This window comes from Sphingomonas sp. YR710 (assembly GCF_900101455.1).
Taxonomy (GTDB): domain Bacteria; phylum Pseudomonadota; class Alphaproteobacteria; order Sphingomonadales; family Sphingomonadaceae; genus Rhizorhabdus.
On the sequence record NZ_FMZJ01000001.1, the window covers coordinates 29,182 to 45,003 of the forward strand.

The window sequence follows — 15,822 nt, forward strand, 5'->3', positions numbered from 1 at the left end:
AAGCCGACTTCGCCGCCGCCGCCGTCATGTTTCTCTTTTGAGATATATTACGAGAATATTGCAGATTCCGGCTTGCCAGCGTTGTGCAATGCGATGATCATATCTGCATAACCCCAAAAAAGTGAGGAATCGTGCGGATGAAAACGCTTTTGCGATGCGGTATCCTTTTGCCTGCTTTCGTGCTGCTGGACACGGCCATGGCGACCGCACAGGTGGTTGCGCCGCCGGCGGACGAGGGATCGGCGAGCGACATCATTGTCACCGGATCGCGCATCCGCCGTGATCCCCTCACGCAGGACACGCCGGTTGTCACCGTCGATCAGGCGTCGCTTGCGCGGACCGGCCTGTCGTCCGTCGCCGATGTGTTGCAGCGCCTGCCCAGCGCCAGCGGCGGCCTCAATTCGAAGGTGAACAACAGCGGCAATATTGGCAATCCGCCCGATGGCGGCGGCGTCGGCGCCGGTTCGGCGGAGATCGACCTGCGCTACCTCGGGGCGAAGCGGACGCTCGTGCTGGTCGATGGCGTACGCTTCGTCAACGGCGCCAGCGCCAGCGGTATTCCATCGACAGTCGATCTCAATACGATTCCGGTGAGTTCGATCGAGCGGATCGAAGTGCTCCAGTCGGGGCAGTCGCCGCTTTATGGTTCGGATGCGCTTGCGGGCGTCGTCAACGTCATCACCAAATCCTCGCAGAAGGGGCTGCAGGCATCCGCCCAGTTCGGCACCTTCCGCCAGGGCGACGGCCACACCCAGGATTATAATCTCAGCTATGGCGTGAAGGGGCCGACGACCAGCGTCGTGTTCGGCGGCAGCTATGTGAAGCAGGATGCGGTTCGCACGCGCGACCGATCGATTTCGCAATTCCCTAACCCGGGGCAGACGAGTTGCACCGATCCGGTCGGCGGCTGTTCGAGCGCGACGCTCAACGGCTTTTTCGCCGTCGGCGGCCCGACGCTGACCCTGAAGGCGCCGGTCGCCGGCAAGCCACGCTACGACCCGCTGGATCCGACCGGCCCGAACAGCGACTTCAAGCTGCTCACGACGGCAGATCGCTTTAACTTCTCACCGTTCAACTACCTCCTGACCCCGTCGGAACGGTATAGTGGCTTCGCGAACGTCAAACAGGAGCTGACCCCGGATATAACCCTCCACGTCAAGGCGCTGTACACGCATCGCAATTCGCAGAATCAGGCGGCGTTCCTGCCGTTGTTCATCGGCCCGGATGCCGGCAACGGCAATCTGCTGGACACGATCTCGATCGATGTCACCAACCCGTATAACCCGTTCGGGCGAACGCTATCGGCCGGTGGCGCCGGCAATCCGCCGGCCAATTATTCCACTGTCCGTCGCCGGCTGATCGAGGCCGGCCAGCGCACCTATACGCAGCGTGTCGATACCATGTCGCTGAACAGCGGTCTCGATGGCTCGTTCATGGTGGCCGGAAAGAAATGGTATTGGGACGTTAACGCCGAACTGGGCTGGAACGACGCGCATCAATTGTTCACGGGCAATGTCAACGCCGCCAATCTGGCGCGCGCGCTGGGGCCGATCGCGAACTGCACCGCGCCGTGCGTGCCCTTCAACATCTTCGGCGGCGCCGGATCGGTGACGCCCGCGATGCTCGCTTATGTGGGTTTCGATGAGAAGGACAAGAGTTCGCAGCGATTGGAAGACTATACGGCCAATCTGAGCGGGGACCTGTTCGATTTGCTGCCGGCTGGCGCGGTTGGCTTTGCGCTTGGCTACGAGCATCGGATCCAGCAGGGGAGCTTCACGCCCGATGCGATCATCAGCGCGGGGCTCGGGGCCGATATCCCGGCACAGCCCGCGGCGGGCGGATATCATTCGGACGAGTTCTACGGCGAAGTCCGCGTACCGCTGCTGAAGAATACGGCGTTCTTCGAAACGCTTGAGCTCGACGGGGCCGTGCGCCACACGAAGCTTTCGATCGGGGGCAAGAATACGAGCTTCACCGGCAGCGGAACGTGGAAGCCCGTCTCCGACGTGTTGTTCTTCGGTTCCTATGCGCAGGGCTTCCGGGCGCCCAGCATCGGGGAACTGTTCGGCGCGGCATCGCGCTCGGATGCGCCGATCGATGATCCCTGCACCAATGTCGCGGGATCGCCCTGGCAGACGTCGGCAACGGTACGGGCCAATTGCATCGCCAACGGCGTGCCGGCAAGCGGTAGCTATCAGGAGCCCAATGGCGGCCAGCTTCCCGTTCTGACCGGCGGCAGCACCACCTTGAAGCCCGAAAAATCTCGGACTTTGCTGTTCCGCGGCGTGTACAGCCCATCCTGGGTGCGCGAGAAAGGCTTTGGCAGCCTGTTCAATGTCGAGGTCAATTATTACGACATCAAGGTTACCAACGCGATCGCGCCTATCCTTCCCGGAATCACGCTCGCCCGTTGCGCCCAAGCCGGCGACGCGCTGAGTTGCGCTTCGGTGATCCGTACGGCCAGCGGCACGATCGCCCGGATCAACGGCCTGCTGCAGAATATCGGCGGGATCCGGACCAAGGGCGTCGATCTGACGCTGAACTATCGCACCGAGCCGACCCGCTTCGGCGCCTTCGGCTATCAGTTCTCCGGCAACTATCTGATCAAATATGACGAGATCGTGCCTGCGGCGGTCGGCATCACCACCACCAGCTATCGCGGCACGACGCGTGGATTCCCCGATCAATCCTACCCCAAGTTCAAGGGGACGGGCGTGTTCGACTGGCAGCTCGGCGATTTCGGGGCGTCCTATGTCGGGCGCTACATCCACAGCGTGGTGGAGTCGGATGGCCACAAGATGCACAGCCGCCTCTACAGCGACCTTCAGTTCACCTTCTCGCCGGCCAAGTTCGATCACAAGATCGTGATGACCGCGGGCGTCAACAACGTGTTCAACCTGAATCCGCCAGCCTGCAATACCTGCACCGGGCCGAATTTCGACGCGACGACCTACGATATTCCGGGTCAGTTCGGTTATCTGAAGATCGCGTACAAGATGTAGGTCGCGTCCTCACCGGGCTCTTTCGCTGGTGGAAGGGCCCGGTGCTGAATACCGTGTCAGTGTTCGCGGCCGAAGTCCGGCCGGCTGTCATCCTGGCCCTGTTCGATGATGCTCCGCCGGATCGCGCGGGTGCGGCTGAAAAGCTCGAACAAGGCATCGCCATCGCCCCAGCGGATCGCACGCTGGAGCGCGGTCAGATCCTCGGAGAAGCGCTGGAGCATCTCCAGCACCGCATCCTTGTTCGACAGGAAGACGTCACGCCACATCGTCGGATCGGAGGCGGCGATGCGGGTGAAGTCGCGGAAGCCGCCGGCCGAGAATTTGATCACTTCGCTCTGCGTGACCTCTTCCATATCGGATGCGGTGCCGACGATCGTATAGGCAATCAGGTGGGGCAGGTGGCTGGTGACGGCGAGCACCAGATCGTGGTGCTTCGCATCCATCGTCTCGACATCAGCGCCGAGCCGTTTCCAGAATTCGCAGATGCGGGCGATGGCGGTCTCGTCGGCGCCCTCGGGCGGGGTGACGATGCACCAGCGGCCGTTGAACAAAGTCGCAAAGCCGGCGTCGGGGCCGCTATTCTCGGTACCAGCGACCGGGTGGGCGGGAATGATGGCATTGTCCGGCAGAGCGGCGGTCAGCGCCGCCAGCACCGAGCTTTTCGACGAGCCGACGTCGCTGACGATCGCCTCGGGCGGGAGATCGGCGGCGATGCTTTGCGCAACCGCGCCCATCGCGCCGACAGGCACGCACAGGATCACCAGATCGGCGTCGATAACAGCCGCGCCGGGCGTATCGGTGACATCGTCGGCGAAGCCGAGGTCGCGGGCGCGATCGCGCACGCCGGCATCGCCGTCATGGCCGGTGACGCGCACAGTCGGCATCGTCGCTTTGACCGCACGGGCGATCGACGATCCGATCAGGCCAAGCCCGATGATCGCAACGCGCGAGAAAGGCAGCATCAGCCGGCGGCTTCCACAAGCTTGCGCAGCGCCGTCATCAGTCCGCGAATCTCCGCTTCGGTGCCGATCGTGATGCGCAGCGCATGGGGAAGCTGCTGGCCAGGAAGCCAGCGCACGATGTAGCCGGCATCCATCAGTCCGTTATAGGCTGCCTCGGCAGTCAGTGCGCCTTCGAACAGCACCAGCGAGAAATTGGCCTTGCTTGGCACCGCGCGCAAGCCCTTGTTGCCAAGGCTGGCAATCTCCTCCTCGAACCACGCCCGCCATTGCAGATTATGGTTGCGGCTGGTCGCGACGAAATCGGTATCGCCCAGCGCCGCGATCGCCGCCTGCTGGCCAGCGGTCGTCACGTTGAACGGCGCGCGGATCTTGTGGAGCGCGTCGATCACCTCCGCGGGGCCGTAGCCCCAGCCGATCCGTTCGGCGGCGAGGCCGTAGATTTTCGAGAAGGTGCGCGTGACCAGCACGTTCGGCGCGGATTTGGCGAGTTCGAGCCCGCCATCGTCATCGGCTTCCTCGAGATATTCGGCATAGGCCTGATCGATCACCAGCAGGCAATCGGCCGGTGTTGCCGCGTAGAGCCGCGCGATCTCCGCACGGCTCGAATAGGTGCCGGTCGGATTGTTCGGATTGGCGACGAAGATCACGCGCGTCTTCGGGCCGATCTTCGCGATCAGCGCGTCGATATCGGTCGCATAGTCGCGATCATCGGCTTCGATCGGCTCGGCACCCACTCTGCGCGCGGCGATCGGATAGACCGAAAATCCGTAGCGGACGAACAACACCTCATCGCCCACGCCGGCAAAGGCGCCGGTGGCGAGGTGCAGCACTTCGTCCGATCCGGTACCATATATGATGCGCGCCGGATCGAGGCCGTAAGCTGCGCCGATCGCTTCGCGAAGATCGGCAGCTGCGGCGTCCGGATAGCGGTCGAGCGACAGCGCGCCGGCAGCAAAGGCGGTGCGGGCCGCATCGCTGGTTCCGAGCGGATTTTCGTTGGATGATAGCTTGACGACCTTGCGGCCGTCATCGGTCGTCGAACGCCCTGGAACATAAGGCGCGATCGCATCGATCCAGGGCTTGGGAATGGGTCTGATCATAAGCGGGCCGTCTATGCGCCGGGGCCGGCCTTGACAAGCGGTGTGGGGAAAGTCCGCGCGACAAGCGAGCGGCATTCATCCATTGTAAACGGCTCTTATTTTATCTAGGAAGACCATACATCAAGAGTTGGGCAGTGCCCGACGCCAACCTGCTTTCCGGGCAAGGTGGCGCTTCCGTAAGGAAGGATGTGGCCGAACCGGCAACGAAACGGGTCATGCCACTCTCGGTCCTGTCGCAAATTTCAGGACGTGAGTGAATTCGATGCCGATCAAGATTCCGGACAATCTGCCCGCCCGTGCCACCCTGGAAGCCGAAGGCGTGATGGTGCTGCGCGAGGCCGATGCCGTTCGGCAGGATATCCGGCCGATGCGGATCGGCCTGCTCAATCTGATGCCGAACAAGGTCAAGACCGAGACCCAGCTTGCACGCCTGCTCGGCTCTTCGCCGTTGCAGGTCGAGCTTACCCTCGTCAAGATGACCAACCACGTCGCGCGCAACACGCCGAGCGACCACATAATCTCCTTCTATCACGATTGGGAAGATGTCCGATCGGAGAAGTTCGACGGTTTCATCGTCACGGGTGCGCCGGTCGAAACCTTGCCGTTCGAACAGGTGACCTATTGGGACGAATTGCGCCGCATCTTCGATTGGACGCAGACCAATGTCCATTGCTGCTTCAACATCTGCTGGGGCGCGCAGGCTGCGGTTCACCATTTCCACGGCATGACCAAATATCTGCTGCCGCAGAAGATGTTCGGCGTTTATCGCCACCGCAACCTGGCGCCGGCCTCACCTTATCTGCGCGGCTTTTCGGATGACTTCTCGGTTCCGGTCTCGCGCTGGTCGGAGATGCGGCGGGAGGATGTGCCGGCCGATAGCGGCATGGATGTCCTGATGGAGTCGGAAGAGGCGGGCCTGTGTCTGCTCAACGATCCGGCGCATCGATCGCTGCACATGTTCAACCATATCGAATATGATTCGCATTCGCTCAGCGACGAATATTTCCGCGATCTTGCGTCGGACAAACCTGTCCCCACGCCGCACGACTATTTTCCGGACGACAATCCGAGCCAGCCGCCGCTGAACCGCTGGCGCAGCCATGCGCATCTGTTGTTCGGCAACTGGATCAACGAGATCTACCAGACCACGCCGTTCGTGATTGACGAGATTGGCAATGAGGTGTCTGCGCGAGCCGAGCGGCCCGCTATCGCCTTGCCGCGCAAACGAAGCGCCTGACCTCGGGGGCGGCGACAAAAGAGACGGCTTATTTGGCCATCTAGGACGCGATATCTCGCCGGGCGTGAAGCACGCGCTTGGCAGTCACCGTGCGACGCGGTTCCGTGCCCGATCGCGCAAGTCGTCAAAATATGCTGCGCCAATGACGTCGGTCGGCGCGGTCTCAGCGCCATCGAGCAAGAGCAGGCGAACCTTTTGGCGGTCCCGATCCTTGCGGATCAACTCCCTCACATATTCGCAGCTGGTCCCGAAACCCCGCCCAGCGACTTGTTGATCGACGAAGTTTTTAAGGGTTTCCGGTAGAGATATGTTCATCGTACTCATATGAACTTCCTTAGCGGCTTTGGCAAAATTTGGCCAGATTGTGCCCCCCCCCCCCGATAACGCGTGGCAAATCTCGCGCCATCGGGGCGTTCCCAGGGGATTCTCGTCAAGGAGGCCTGCACAATCACGCTTGTGAAGGCCCCGATTGCGAGCCTGGCGCGGGTCCATGAAAGATCGACTGCTTCAGATGGCGGGACCGTCGGCATTTGCAAGCGACGCCCGCGCTCTGATCACACCCGTTCGGCCGCCGAAATTGCGTCGGCCGCCCGCAGCGCCGCCAATATCTTCATCAGATGCTGGACGTCGTGGACCTCGATCGTCACGTCGTTCGTGTGGAAGCTGCGGTCGCGGTGCGACAGCGACAGGTTGACGATGTTGGCCTTGTGCGCGCCCAATATGCCGGCCATCACGCCAAGCGAGCCGGGCTCGTTCTTCACGATCACGCGCAGTTTGGCGGTGCCGCCATCGGCCTTGTCGCCCCACGCCAGATCGACCCAGTCGGCATCCTGGCTGTCGGCCAGCTTCGGGCATTCGATCATATGGACTTCGACCGGTTGGTCTTCGCGGCGCAGTCCGACGATGCGGTCTCCCGGCACGGGATTGCAGCACGGCGCGAGCTGAAAGGCCACGCCCGGCGTCAATCCCTTGATCGAAATCGCCTCGCGTTGATGGGGGACCTCGCGCTTCACCCCTGCCTTCTCGGCGCTGCCGGGCATCAGCGCATCCATCACCGTCGCATCGTCGACAAGCTTGCGGGCGATCGCCTCCATCAAGGTTTCTTCATCCGGAACCTTGAGGCGTTTGAGTGCATTGCGAATGGCGTCCGGGCCGAGCTGGGCCGGGATGCGGCCGACGATCTCCTTGTAGAATTTCCGGCCAAGCGCGACCATCTCCTCGCGCTCCTTATGGCGAACGAAGCGCCGGATCGATGAGCGGGCCTTGCCGGTGATCGCATAACTCAACCATTCCGGCTGCGGTTCCTGCGCCTTCGATCGCAATATCTGGACCTGATCGCCATTTTCAAGCGGCGTGCGCAGCGGGACGACGCGACCGTTTACCTTCGCCCCGACGGCCTGATCTCCCAGATCGGTGTGGACAGCATAAGCGAAGTCGATCGGCGTCGATCCCTTGGGCAACTGGATCAGTTCGCCGGTCGGGCTGAACGCGAAGATGCGATCCTGATACATCGCCATCCGCGTATGTTCGAGAAGTTCCTCCGGATTATCGGCATGTTCCAGGATGTCGACCAGATCGCGGATCCAGCCCGAATTGCCCTCGCTCCGCGCTGGCTGGCCCAGCTTGTAGGCCCAATGTGCGGCCAAGCCATATTCGGCCTCGGCATGCATGTCCTCGGTGCGGATCTGGATTTCGATGCGCATCTTTTCCGAATGGATCACCGACGTGTGCAGCGAGCGATAACCATTGCGCTTGGGTGTGGAGATATAATCCTTGAACCGGCCCGGCACCATCGGCCACCGCTGATGGACAATGCCGAGCGCGCGATAGCATTCGTCGACGGTCTTCACGATCACGCGAAACGCCATCACGTCGGACAATTGCTCGAAGCTGATGTGCCGTTCGGCCATCTTCTTCCAGATCGAATAAGGGTGCTTTTCGCGCCCCATAATCTCAGCCTGAATTCCGTTGCGGCCCAGCTGCAGCCGGATCCCCGATCCGATCCGCGAGATCAGATCGCCGCCGCCTTCGCGAAGCTGATCGAGGCGTTTGGTGATCGAATCATAGGCGTCCGGTTCCAGCTGCTGGAACGCCAAAGTCTGCATCTCGCGCATGAATTCATACATGCCGATCCGCTCGGCGAGCGGGGCGTAGATATCCATCGTCTCCTTGGCAATCCGCCGGCGCTTGGCCTCGGACGGGATGTGATGGAGCGTCCGCATATTGTGCAGCCGATCGGCCAGCTTGACGAGCAGAACCCGGATATCGCTCGACATGGCGAGCAGAAATTTGCGCAGATTTTCCGCGGCGCGCTCGTTTTCGGTCTGCGCTTCGATTTTCGAGAGTTTGGTGACTCCGTCGACCAGCCGCGCGACCGACGCGCCAAATATCTTCTCGATCTGTTCAGCGGTCGCGACCGTGTCTTCGATGGTATCGTGGAGGATCGCCGTCGCGATCGTCTCGTCATCGAGCTGAAGGTCGGTCAATATGCCCGCGACTTCGATCGGATGGCTGAAATAGGGATCGCCGCTGGCGCGTTTCTGGCTACCATGTGCCTGCAGCGAAAACACATAGGCGCGATTGAGCAACGCCTCATCGGCGTCCGGGTCGTAAGCGAGGACCCTGTCTACAAGTTCATATTGTCGCAACACCCCTCAATGATGGGGGTAGGAGATGCGCTTTTGCAACAGGTAAAGGCCGGAATTCGTGACTGAAATGCCACAAATTCCGGTCAACATGCCTATTCGTAGTCGGAACCGATGTTCTGGTTGCGCGGCGGAGCGGCAGCGGTGAGGCGCAGCGCTTCGGCCGAAGCCGACAACGAGCCGATTTCATCGGGCGCATCCTCATCGTCGATGCGGACACGCTGAAGTGAGCTGACCACGGCTTCATGCAGGTCGTCGGGCAAAACGGTCTGCTCGGCGATTTCGCGCAATGCTACGACCGGATTTTTATCGCGATCGCGATCCAGCGTGAGTTCGGCCCCGCCCGATATCTGACGGGCCCGCTGGGCTGCCATGAGAACGAGATCAAACCGGTTGGGAATCTTGTCGACGCAATCTTCGACAGTGACGCGCGCCATACTGAACGCTCCGATAGAAACAGGAGGTAAGGAAAGGGGGCGCGGCTAGCAGCCAGAGCCCGAAATGTAAAGGAAAATGCCGTCGGGATCGATCGGGATCGCCGCAGGTGTTGATTTTGCCGCGATTATTCCTCGTCCTTCCATGCCCAATGCAGGCCACAGGGCGGAATGTTCCAAAATTCATAACCGTGGTCGATTCGCGCGAATAAAGGTTCCAGCAAGCGCACGACGTAAGGCGAATATTGATAGACCAGGAAAGCACCACCCGGCTTTAAGGCGCGGTGCGTGGCCTCAGCAATGGCTGGGCCAACACCCGATGGGAGCGTCGAGAAGGGCAGCCCCGAAAGGACATAGTCGGCCTTCTCGAAGCCGTGGCTGATGATGATCTCGTTCACGTCCGCTGCCGACCCGAGCACCGCCACGAAACGCGAATCGGTGAACTTGCGGCGAAGGAAATCGATGAAGACAGGATTGGTGTCGATTACGAGCAAAGTCGCGTCGGGCGCCAGATTGTCGAGGATCGTGCCGCAAAACGTGCCTACGCCGGGGCCGTATTCGACGAACAACTTCGTATTGGGCCAGTCCACGCGCGAAAGCATGCGGTCGATTGTGCGCTGGGACGACGGAATGATCGATCCGATCATCACCGGATGGCGAAGGAACTCCCGAAAAAACAGGGCGAAGGGATGTGGTGCGGAGCCGGATTTACGGGCACTCGCGCTCCCTTCGAGCGCTCGCTCCGCCGAGAATTCACCCATGATGCTCCTGTCGGGCTGTTGGTCGTATGGTCTCCGTTCGCAAATGATGCTGCTAAAGGCAAGGGCAACGCTTACGGACGGTTGGATAGATCAAACCTATTTGATTGCCGTAAGTTGCATGATGGTCGGTAAGGCCACCGGAACGCGGGCCGAAAGCGCCCGTCATCGCGTTGTCACGCTTCTCGCTTGTTTCGGTCGCGTAAACGAAATATTGCGGCGCACCATTTAACGTGTTCCTATCGTCTGATTGCGATACAACGGTGTTTCAGGAGGGTTCCGATGCGCAGGCTGCCGCCGCTCACGGCCATTGAGGCATTCGTTCAGGTCGCACGATTGGGTTCGGTCAAGGCTGCCGCCGAGGAATTGGCGCTGTCTTCGCCTGCGCTTAGTCGCCGTGTGCAGGCGCTCGAACGTTTCATGGGTCGTAATTTGTTCGAACGTCGGCATCAGTCGATGATGTTGTCGTCGGACGGCGAATTGCTGCTTGCGCGGATCGCGCCGGCGCTCGATGCGCTGACGCTGGCAATCGACTCGACATCGGGCGAGAGTGAGTTGCTGCGATTGCGACTGGGTGTGCTTCCGCTGTTTGCGTCGCAGCGGTTGATTGGCCGCTTACCGTCGCTCCGTCAGCGTCATCCTGAACTTCATATCGATATCGATACGGCTGCTCATGCGCTGGCGCGTCTGGGAGAAGGGGTTGATGCCGCGATCGTGCTGGCGCGCGATGTCGATTCGAGCCTTTACGGCCGCCGCATCGATCGCGATTGCGCGGTGGGGATCGTGAGTAAATCGTTGCTCGAGGGCCGTTATCCGCTCCGGAAAGTCGAGGACCTCAGCCGGATGACGATTTTTCTTCACCGCGACATGCCCGAACTGTTCACGGCGTGGCGTGAGGCGATGGGCGTGCCCGATCTGGAGCCGGCTGCGGTCGATCATTTCGATTCGGGGCAGTTGATGCTCGACGCTGCCGCACAGGGCCTGGGTATTGCCTTCATGCTCGAAGGTCATTTGAACGAGGCGCATGATGATCGCCTGACCAATCTGTTCGATCAGCGGATCACCAGTCCGTACAGCTATTGGTTTGCCTGCCGTCGCCCGGCGCTGTCGAATCGGGCGGTCAGGCTGTTTCACGACTGGCTTTTCAGCACGATATCGAACGGCTGACGGTGAGATCAATTCCTCCCCGAGACGCGCTCGGGGAGGAATTTGGTTGCGTCAGGCGTCGGCGGCTACCTTCATCGACACAATCTTGCCAGGTGCGCGGGGCGGTTCGCCCTTCGGCAGCGCGTCGATATGCTCCATGCCCGATTCGACCGAACCCCACACCGTATATTGGCTATCAAGGAATCGGGCGTCATCGAAGCAGATGAAGAACTGGCTGTTCGCACTGTTCGGGTTCGAGCTGCGCGCCATCGAGCAGACGCCACGAACATGGGGTTCCTTGCTGAATTCGGCCTTGAGGTTGGGCTTGTCGGAACCACCCATGCCGGTGCCAGTGGGGTCGCCGCCCTGCGCCATGAACCCGGGGATCACGCGGTGGAAGACCACGCCGTCATAGAAACCCTCGCGCGCGAGGGCTTTGATATGATCGACGTGGCCTGGGGCCAGATCGGGGCGCAGATTGATGATCACATCGCCGCTCTCCAGCGTCATGATCAGGGTGTTTTCGGGATCGGACATCGGAAAATCTCCTCGACGGGTTTGAAAATCTGGCGTCGTCCCTATCGATTGATCGGCGCAGATGCGAGCGATGATTGCCGATCGGGCGGGTGGTAGCGCCCTTAGGCCGAATGCATATTCGAACAATCCTTCGGCGAATCGCGGCAGTGCGTGGATTTCATCGCCGCGCGAAATCCTCTAGGGCGGCGCGAGTTGTGAGTCCGGCGGAGGACGGTATGAGCGAATCCGAATCTGAAACCGTCGATCTTGTCCGTTCGTCGAGCTTGCATGACGATGATGATCGGCTGAATTCGTCGTTCGTCGACGCGGTCATCGCCTGTGTCGAAGAGGGTGATACCGAGGGCGCGCGCGCCCTCGTGCGGCCGCTTCATCCCGCCGATATCGCCGATCTGTTCGAACTCGCGCCCAAGGATATGCGGCGCCCGATCGCGGCGGCGATCGCCGAACTGCTCGACGGCGATGTGCTGTCCGAGATGAACGAATGGGTGCGCGACGAGCTGATCGACGCGCTGCAGCCGCACGAAGTCGCCGAAATCGCCACGCAGATGGATACCGACGACGCGGTTTCCATCATTGAGGAGATGGAGGAGGAAGATCAGCGCGCGGTGCTGCGCGCGATGGAGCCCGATGATCGCGCGGCGATCGAGGAGGCCTTGTCCTACCCCGAGGAATCAGCCGGCCGCTTGATGCAGCGCGATCTGATCGCGGTGCCCGAACATTGGACGGTCGGCGATGTACTCGATTATCTGCGGCGCAACGAGGATCTGACGACCGATTTCTGGGAAGTGTTTGTCGTCGACGCCGCGCATCATCCGATCGGCACGTGCAAGCTGAGCTGGATCATGCGCACGCCGCGATCGATCGCGGTCAGCGACGTCATGCAGCGCGAGCAGACGTTGATCCCGGTCGATATGGACCAGGAGGAAGTGGCGCTGCGCTTCCAGAAATATGCGCTGATTTCGGCCGCGGTGGTCGATCTTTCGGGGCGGCTGGTCGGCATGATCACGGTCGACGATGTCGTTCACATCATCCAGGAAGAGGCCGGCGAGGACGCGCTGCTGCTGTCCGGTGCGGGCGAAGGCGACATCAACCAGCCGATCCTGCTGACAATCCGCACCCGTGTGATCTGGCTGGTCGTCAATCTGGGTACCGCCATGGTCGCTGCTTCCGTGGTCGGACTATTCGAAGGGGAAATCGCCCGTTTCGCGCTGCTGGCGGCGCTGATGGGGATCGTGTCGGGCATGGGCGGCAATGCCGGCACGCAGACATTGGCGGTGGTCGTTCGTGCGCTCGCCACCAATCAGCTGACGGAATCGAACACGGTCCGCATGATCCTGCGCGAGTTCAGGATCGCTGGTGCCAATGGCGCGCTGCTCGGTATGCTGATCGGTGTGGGCAGCTACGTGATGTATGGTTATCCTTCGCTGTCGATCGTGTTCGGGCTAGCCATCCTGATCAACAACCTCGTTGCCGGACTGGCGGGCGTACTGATTCCGCTGACTCTGGAGAAGATGGAGATCGATCCGGCGGTATCGTCGGCGGTGTTCGTGACGATGGCGACCGATTGCATGGGCTTTTTCACTTTCCTGGGTCTCGCCGCGCTCTGGGGGCTGCACGGCTGATCGGCATATGGCGGCTGCACATCCCCTCAATATCACGCGCATAGCCTTCGGATGCGCCGACTTCGATGATTTGCGGACGCGTCTCGACGCGCGCGCGCAAGACGGCGAAGTCACCATCACGACGCGCTACCGGCCGAAACGGGCCGAGGAGTTGATCGGGGGCTCGCTCTACTGGATCTCGAAGCATCGCCTCGGCATGCGCCAGCGCATCCTCGGCTTTGCCGAGGCCGAAGACGGCCATTGCGTGATCCGCCTCGATGCCCGCCTCATCCCTGTACATCCGGTCACCCGGCGCGCGCATCAGGGTTGGCGCTATCTTGCCGGGGCGGATGCGCCACCCGATCTGGCTGATAGCGTGGATCCCGAAGGCCAAATTCCGCCGGCGCTCGAGGCGGAACTGGCCAATCTGGGCCTGATATAGAACCTCATCCGCCGCAGCGGATATCGCCCGAGCCATGTTTGCTGGTCGTGCAGGCGGGGTGTCCTGCAACTGCGATATCGCCCGATCCCGTGACGGAGAGGTTGGCCTGCCGCGCCGGGCCTACCGTTAGGTCGCCCGATCCGGTGACGCTTCCTGCCAGTGTTTCCACCGCGAGCCCGGCCGCTTTAAGATCGCCCGAGCCGCGCACCGCGGTATCGGCGCGGCCGGCCTTGCCGTTCAAGGTCAGATCGCCCGATCCCGTCAGGGTTGCGGTCAACCGTCCGGTTTCGAGATGGGCGATTGCGAGATCGCCCGATCCGGTCAGAGCGGTTTCGAAGGCCGGCGTGCGGATATTGTCGATGTTGACGTCACCCGATCCGGTGAGCTTTGCCGCGTTGAGCATCGGCACGGTCACGTCGATGACGACATTGTCATGATCGCCCATCGACCATCCCCAGTTCCATGTGCTTTTCACCGTGGAGATCGACAGTGTATCGCCATGCATTTCGATCAGCAGCTTGTCGAGCCGGCTCTGCGGCCCATGCGCGTTGACCGAGGGACGCAGGCCCGTGCGAACATGCACGGTATATGGCCCCTCAACGTTGAGCTTTTCGAAGCCGATGACAGGGAACGCCCGATTGGCGGCGAGGGCCGGCGCGGTCGATAGTGTTGCGGCGCAGGTGGCGATGGCAAAAGCGAGACGCATCGAGCGGTCCTTTCGGATAGTCTGTATTGCATCAATAATACAGCAACTGATGCGGCGAGCAAGCGTGCCGAGCGATTTGAATTGCGGACAAAAGAAAAAGGCGGCCCCGAAGGACCGCCTCTTGCTTTCCGTCACCCTGTCGGGCGATCGCCTCACTTGTTGTGAATGGCGGCCGCCTTGCGGAGGATGTCGAGGATCTTTTCCTGGGCGGTCGGCTCGTCCACCGCTTCCATTGCCGCGAGTTCGCGGGCCAGGCGGCTGGTGGCCGCTTCGAAGATCTGCCGCTCGGAATAGCTCTGCTCGGGCTGATCGTCGGCGCGGAAGAGATCGCGGACGACTTCGGAGATGGAGACGAGATCGCCGGAATTGATCTTCGCTTCATATTCTTGAGCGCGGCGCGACCACATGGTGCGCTTGATCCGGGGCTTGCCCTTGAGCGTCGCCAGCGCTTCGCTCATCGTCACATTCGACGAAAGCTTGCGCATGCCAACAGCTTCGGCCTTGTTGGTAGGAACGCGGAGCGTCATCCGCTCCTTTTCGAAACGCAGGACGTACAGTTCGAGTTTGGCGCCTGCAATTTCCTGGCTTTGCAATTCGACCACGCGGCCGACACCATGTTTGGGGTACACGACATAATCGCCGACGACGAAGCTCAGCGCCTTGGCAGCCATTTAGTAAGACCTTTCTCTGGAATGCCCAGCCTGGTTCCGTCTGGTCCGCACCTTCTCCCTATTGCGGCCGACAGCAGTCCTGGCGTAGCGTAACACAGGTTCCTTGTTGCAGGCGCGTAGAGGATCGCGCCCGATGACGAATCCTGTAACACATTCTTCAGGCAAAAGCCAGCATATAGGGCATTTCGCTTACGCGGCGTGCCGTCTATCGGTTAGCGAAGCGAACAATTCGCCCGCTATCAGTCGCCCTGGCCGGGCTCCGGTGAGAAATATTTGTCATATTTGCCGGCGACGCCCTTGAACTCGTCGGCATCAGCTGGCGCTTCGCGCTTGCGGGTGATGTTCGGCCACTGCGCGGAAAAGCTGTTGTTCACCTCGAGCCACTTTTCGAGGCCCGATTCGGTATCCGGTAGAATCGCTTCAGCCGGGCACTCGGGTTCGCATACGCCGCAATCGATACACTCGCTGGGGTTGATAACCAGCATGTTATCGCCTTCATAGAAGCAATCGACAGGACAGACTTCGACACAGTCCATATATTTGCAACGGATGCAGGCATCGGTAACGACGTACGTCATTGT

At 61.1% G+C, this 15,822-nt stretch carries 14 protein-coding genes and 1 riboswitch; of the genes, 5 read left to right on the forward strand and 9 right to left on the reverse strand.

What is annotated here, in order from left to right:
* Nucleotides 1–137 precede the first annotated feature (137 nt).
* A complete protein-coding gene (locus tag BLS13_RS00165) occupies nucleotides 138–3,002 on the forward strand; it encodes a TonB-dependent receptor plug domain-containing protein (RefSeq protein ID WP_093448701.1) in 2,865 nt (954 codons plus the stop codon).
* 56 nt (nucleotides 3,003–3,058) lie between these two features.
* Here BLS13_RS00165 and BLS13_RS00170 read toward each other — a convergent pair whose 3' ends face one another.
* Both BLS13_RS00170 and hisC read right to left on the reverse strand, forming a co-directional pair.
* Nucleotides 3,059–3,964: a prephenate/arogenate dehydrogenase family protein gene (locus tag BLS13_RS00170; protein WP_093448703.1), complete on the reverse strand. Its 906-nt coding sequence runs from the start codon at nucleotides 3,962–3,964 to the stop codon at nucleotides 3,059–3,061.
* A complete protein-coding gene (hisC, locus tag BLS13_RS00175; RefSeq protein ID WP_093448706.1) occupies nucleotides 3,964–5,064 on the reverse strand; it encodes a histidinol-phosphate transaminase in 1,101 nt (366 codons plus the stop codon). Before hisC ends, BLS13_RS00170 begins: the two co-directional genes overlap by 1 nt.
* Nucleotides 5,065–5,176: 112 nt before the next feature.
* Nucleotides 5,177–5,282: riboswitch (SAM-I-IV-variant riboswitch) on the forward strand.
* A 44-nt stretch (nucleotides 5,283–5,326) separates the two neighbouring features.
* Between hisC and metA the strand changes: the two genes are divergently transcribed.
* On the forward strand, nucleotides 5,327–6,301 hold the full coding sequence (gene metA, locus BLS13_RS00180; RefSeq protein ID WP_093448709.1) for a homoserine O-succinyltransferase: 975 nt from the start codon (nucleotides 5,327–5,329) through the stop codon (nucleotides 6,299–6,301).
* Nucleotides 6,302–6,855: 554 nt separating this feature from the next.
* Here the strand turns inward: metA and BLS13_RS00190 are convergent.
* The 3 genes from BLS13_RS00190 to BLS13_RS00200 form a co-directional block, all read right to left on the reverse strand.
* Nucleotides 6,856–8,952, reverse strand: a complete 2,097-nt coding sequence (locus BLS13_RS00190) for a RelA/SpoT family protein (RefSeq protein ID WP_093448714.1) — start codon at nucleotides 8,950–8,952, stop codon at nucleotides 6,856–6,858.
* 89 nt (nucleotides 8,953–9,041) lie between these two features.
* Nucleotides 9,042–9,383, reverse strand: a complete 342-nt coding sequence (gene rpoZ / locus BLS13_RS00195) for a DNA-directed RNA polymerase subunit omega (RefSeq protein ID WP_093448717.1) — start codon at nucleotides 9,381–9,383, stop codon at nucleotides 9,042–9,044.
* A gap of 125 nt (nucleotides 9,384–9,508) precedes the next feature.
* Complete coding sequence (locus tag BLS13_RS00200; RefSeq protein WP_093448720.1) at nucleotides 9,509–10,141, reverse strand: class I SAM-dependent methyltransferase; 633 nt, start codon at nucleotides 10,139–10,141, stop codon at nucleotides 9,509–9,511.
* 279 nt (nucleotides 10,142–10,420) lie between these two features.
* Here BLS13_RS00200 and BLS13_RS00210 point away from each other — a divergent pair, with 279 nt between their 5' ends.
* Nucleotides 10,421–11,305, forward strand: coding sequence for a LysR substrate-binding domain-containing protein (locus tag BLS13_RS00210; RefSeq protein ID WP_093448725.1), 885 nt, complete (start codon nucleotides 10,421–10,423; stop codon nucleotides 11,303–11,305).
* 51 nt (nucleotides 11,306–11,356) lie between these two features.
* On the opposite strand, the gene BLS13_RS00215 is transcribed toward BLS13_RS00210, so the two are convergent.
* On the reverse strand, nucleotides 11,357–11,821 hold the full coding sequence (locus BLS13_RS00215; RefSeq protein WP_093448728.1) for a peptidylprolyl isomerase: 465 nt from the start codon (nucleotides 11,819–11,821) through the stop codon (nucleotides 11,357–11,359).
* A 215-nt stretch (nucleotides 11,822–12,036) separates the two neighbouring features.
* Between BLS13_RS00215 and mgtE the strand changes: the two genes are divergently transcribed.
* Both mgtE and BLS13_RS00225 read left to right on the forward strand, forming a co-directional pair.
* Nucleotides 12,037–13,443, forward strand: coding sequence for a magnesium transporter (mgtE, locus tag BLS13_RS00220; protein WP_093448730.1), 1,407 nt, complete (start codon nucleotides 12,037–12,039; stop codon nucleotides 13,441–13,443).
* A 7-nt stretch (nucleotides 13,444–13,450) separates the two neighbouring features.
* Entirely contained in the window at nucleotides 13,451–13,864 is a 414-nt protein-coding gene (locus tag BLS13_RS00225) for a DUF1489 family protein (RefSeq protein ID WP_093448733.1), read from the forward strand.
* A gap of 4 nt (nucleotides 13,865–13,868) precedes the next feature.
* Here the strand turns inward: BLS13_RS00225 and BLS13_RS00230 are convergent, their stop codons facing one another.
* The 3 genes from BLS13_RS00230 to fdxA all read right to left on the reverse strand — a co-directional run bounded on the left by BLS13_RS00230 (nucleotide 13,869) and on the right by fdxA (nucleotide 15,819).
* Nucleotides 13,869–14,570, reverse strand: coding sequence for a head GIN domain-containing protein (locus tag BLS13_RS00230; protein ID WP_093448736.1), 702 nt, complete (start codon nucleotides 14,568–14,570; stop codon nucleotides 13,869–13,871).
* Nucleotides 14,571–14,722: 152 nt separating this feature from the next.
* Nucleotides 14,723–15,241, reverse strand: coding sequence for a CarD family transcriptional regulator (locus tag BLS13_RS00235; protein ID WP_037527451.1), 519 nt, complete (start codon nucleotides 15,239–15,241; stop codon nucleotides 14,723–14,725).
* 239 nt (nucleotides 15,242–15,480) lie between these two features.
* Nucleotides 15,481–15,819 carry a ferredoxin FdxA gene (gene fdxA, locus BLS13_RS00240; protein ID WP_037527453.1) on the reverse strand — a complete coding sequence of 113 codons (339 nt, stop codon included), beginning with the start codon at nucleotides 15,817–15,819 and terminating at the stop codon, nucleotides 15,481–15,483.
* Between the last annotated feature and the right edge of the window lie 3 nt (nucleotides 15,820–15,822).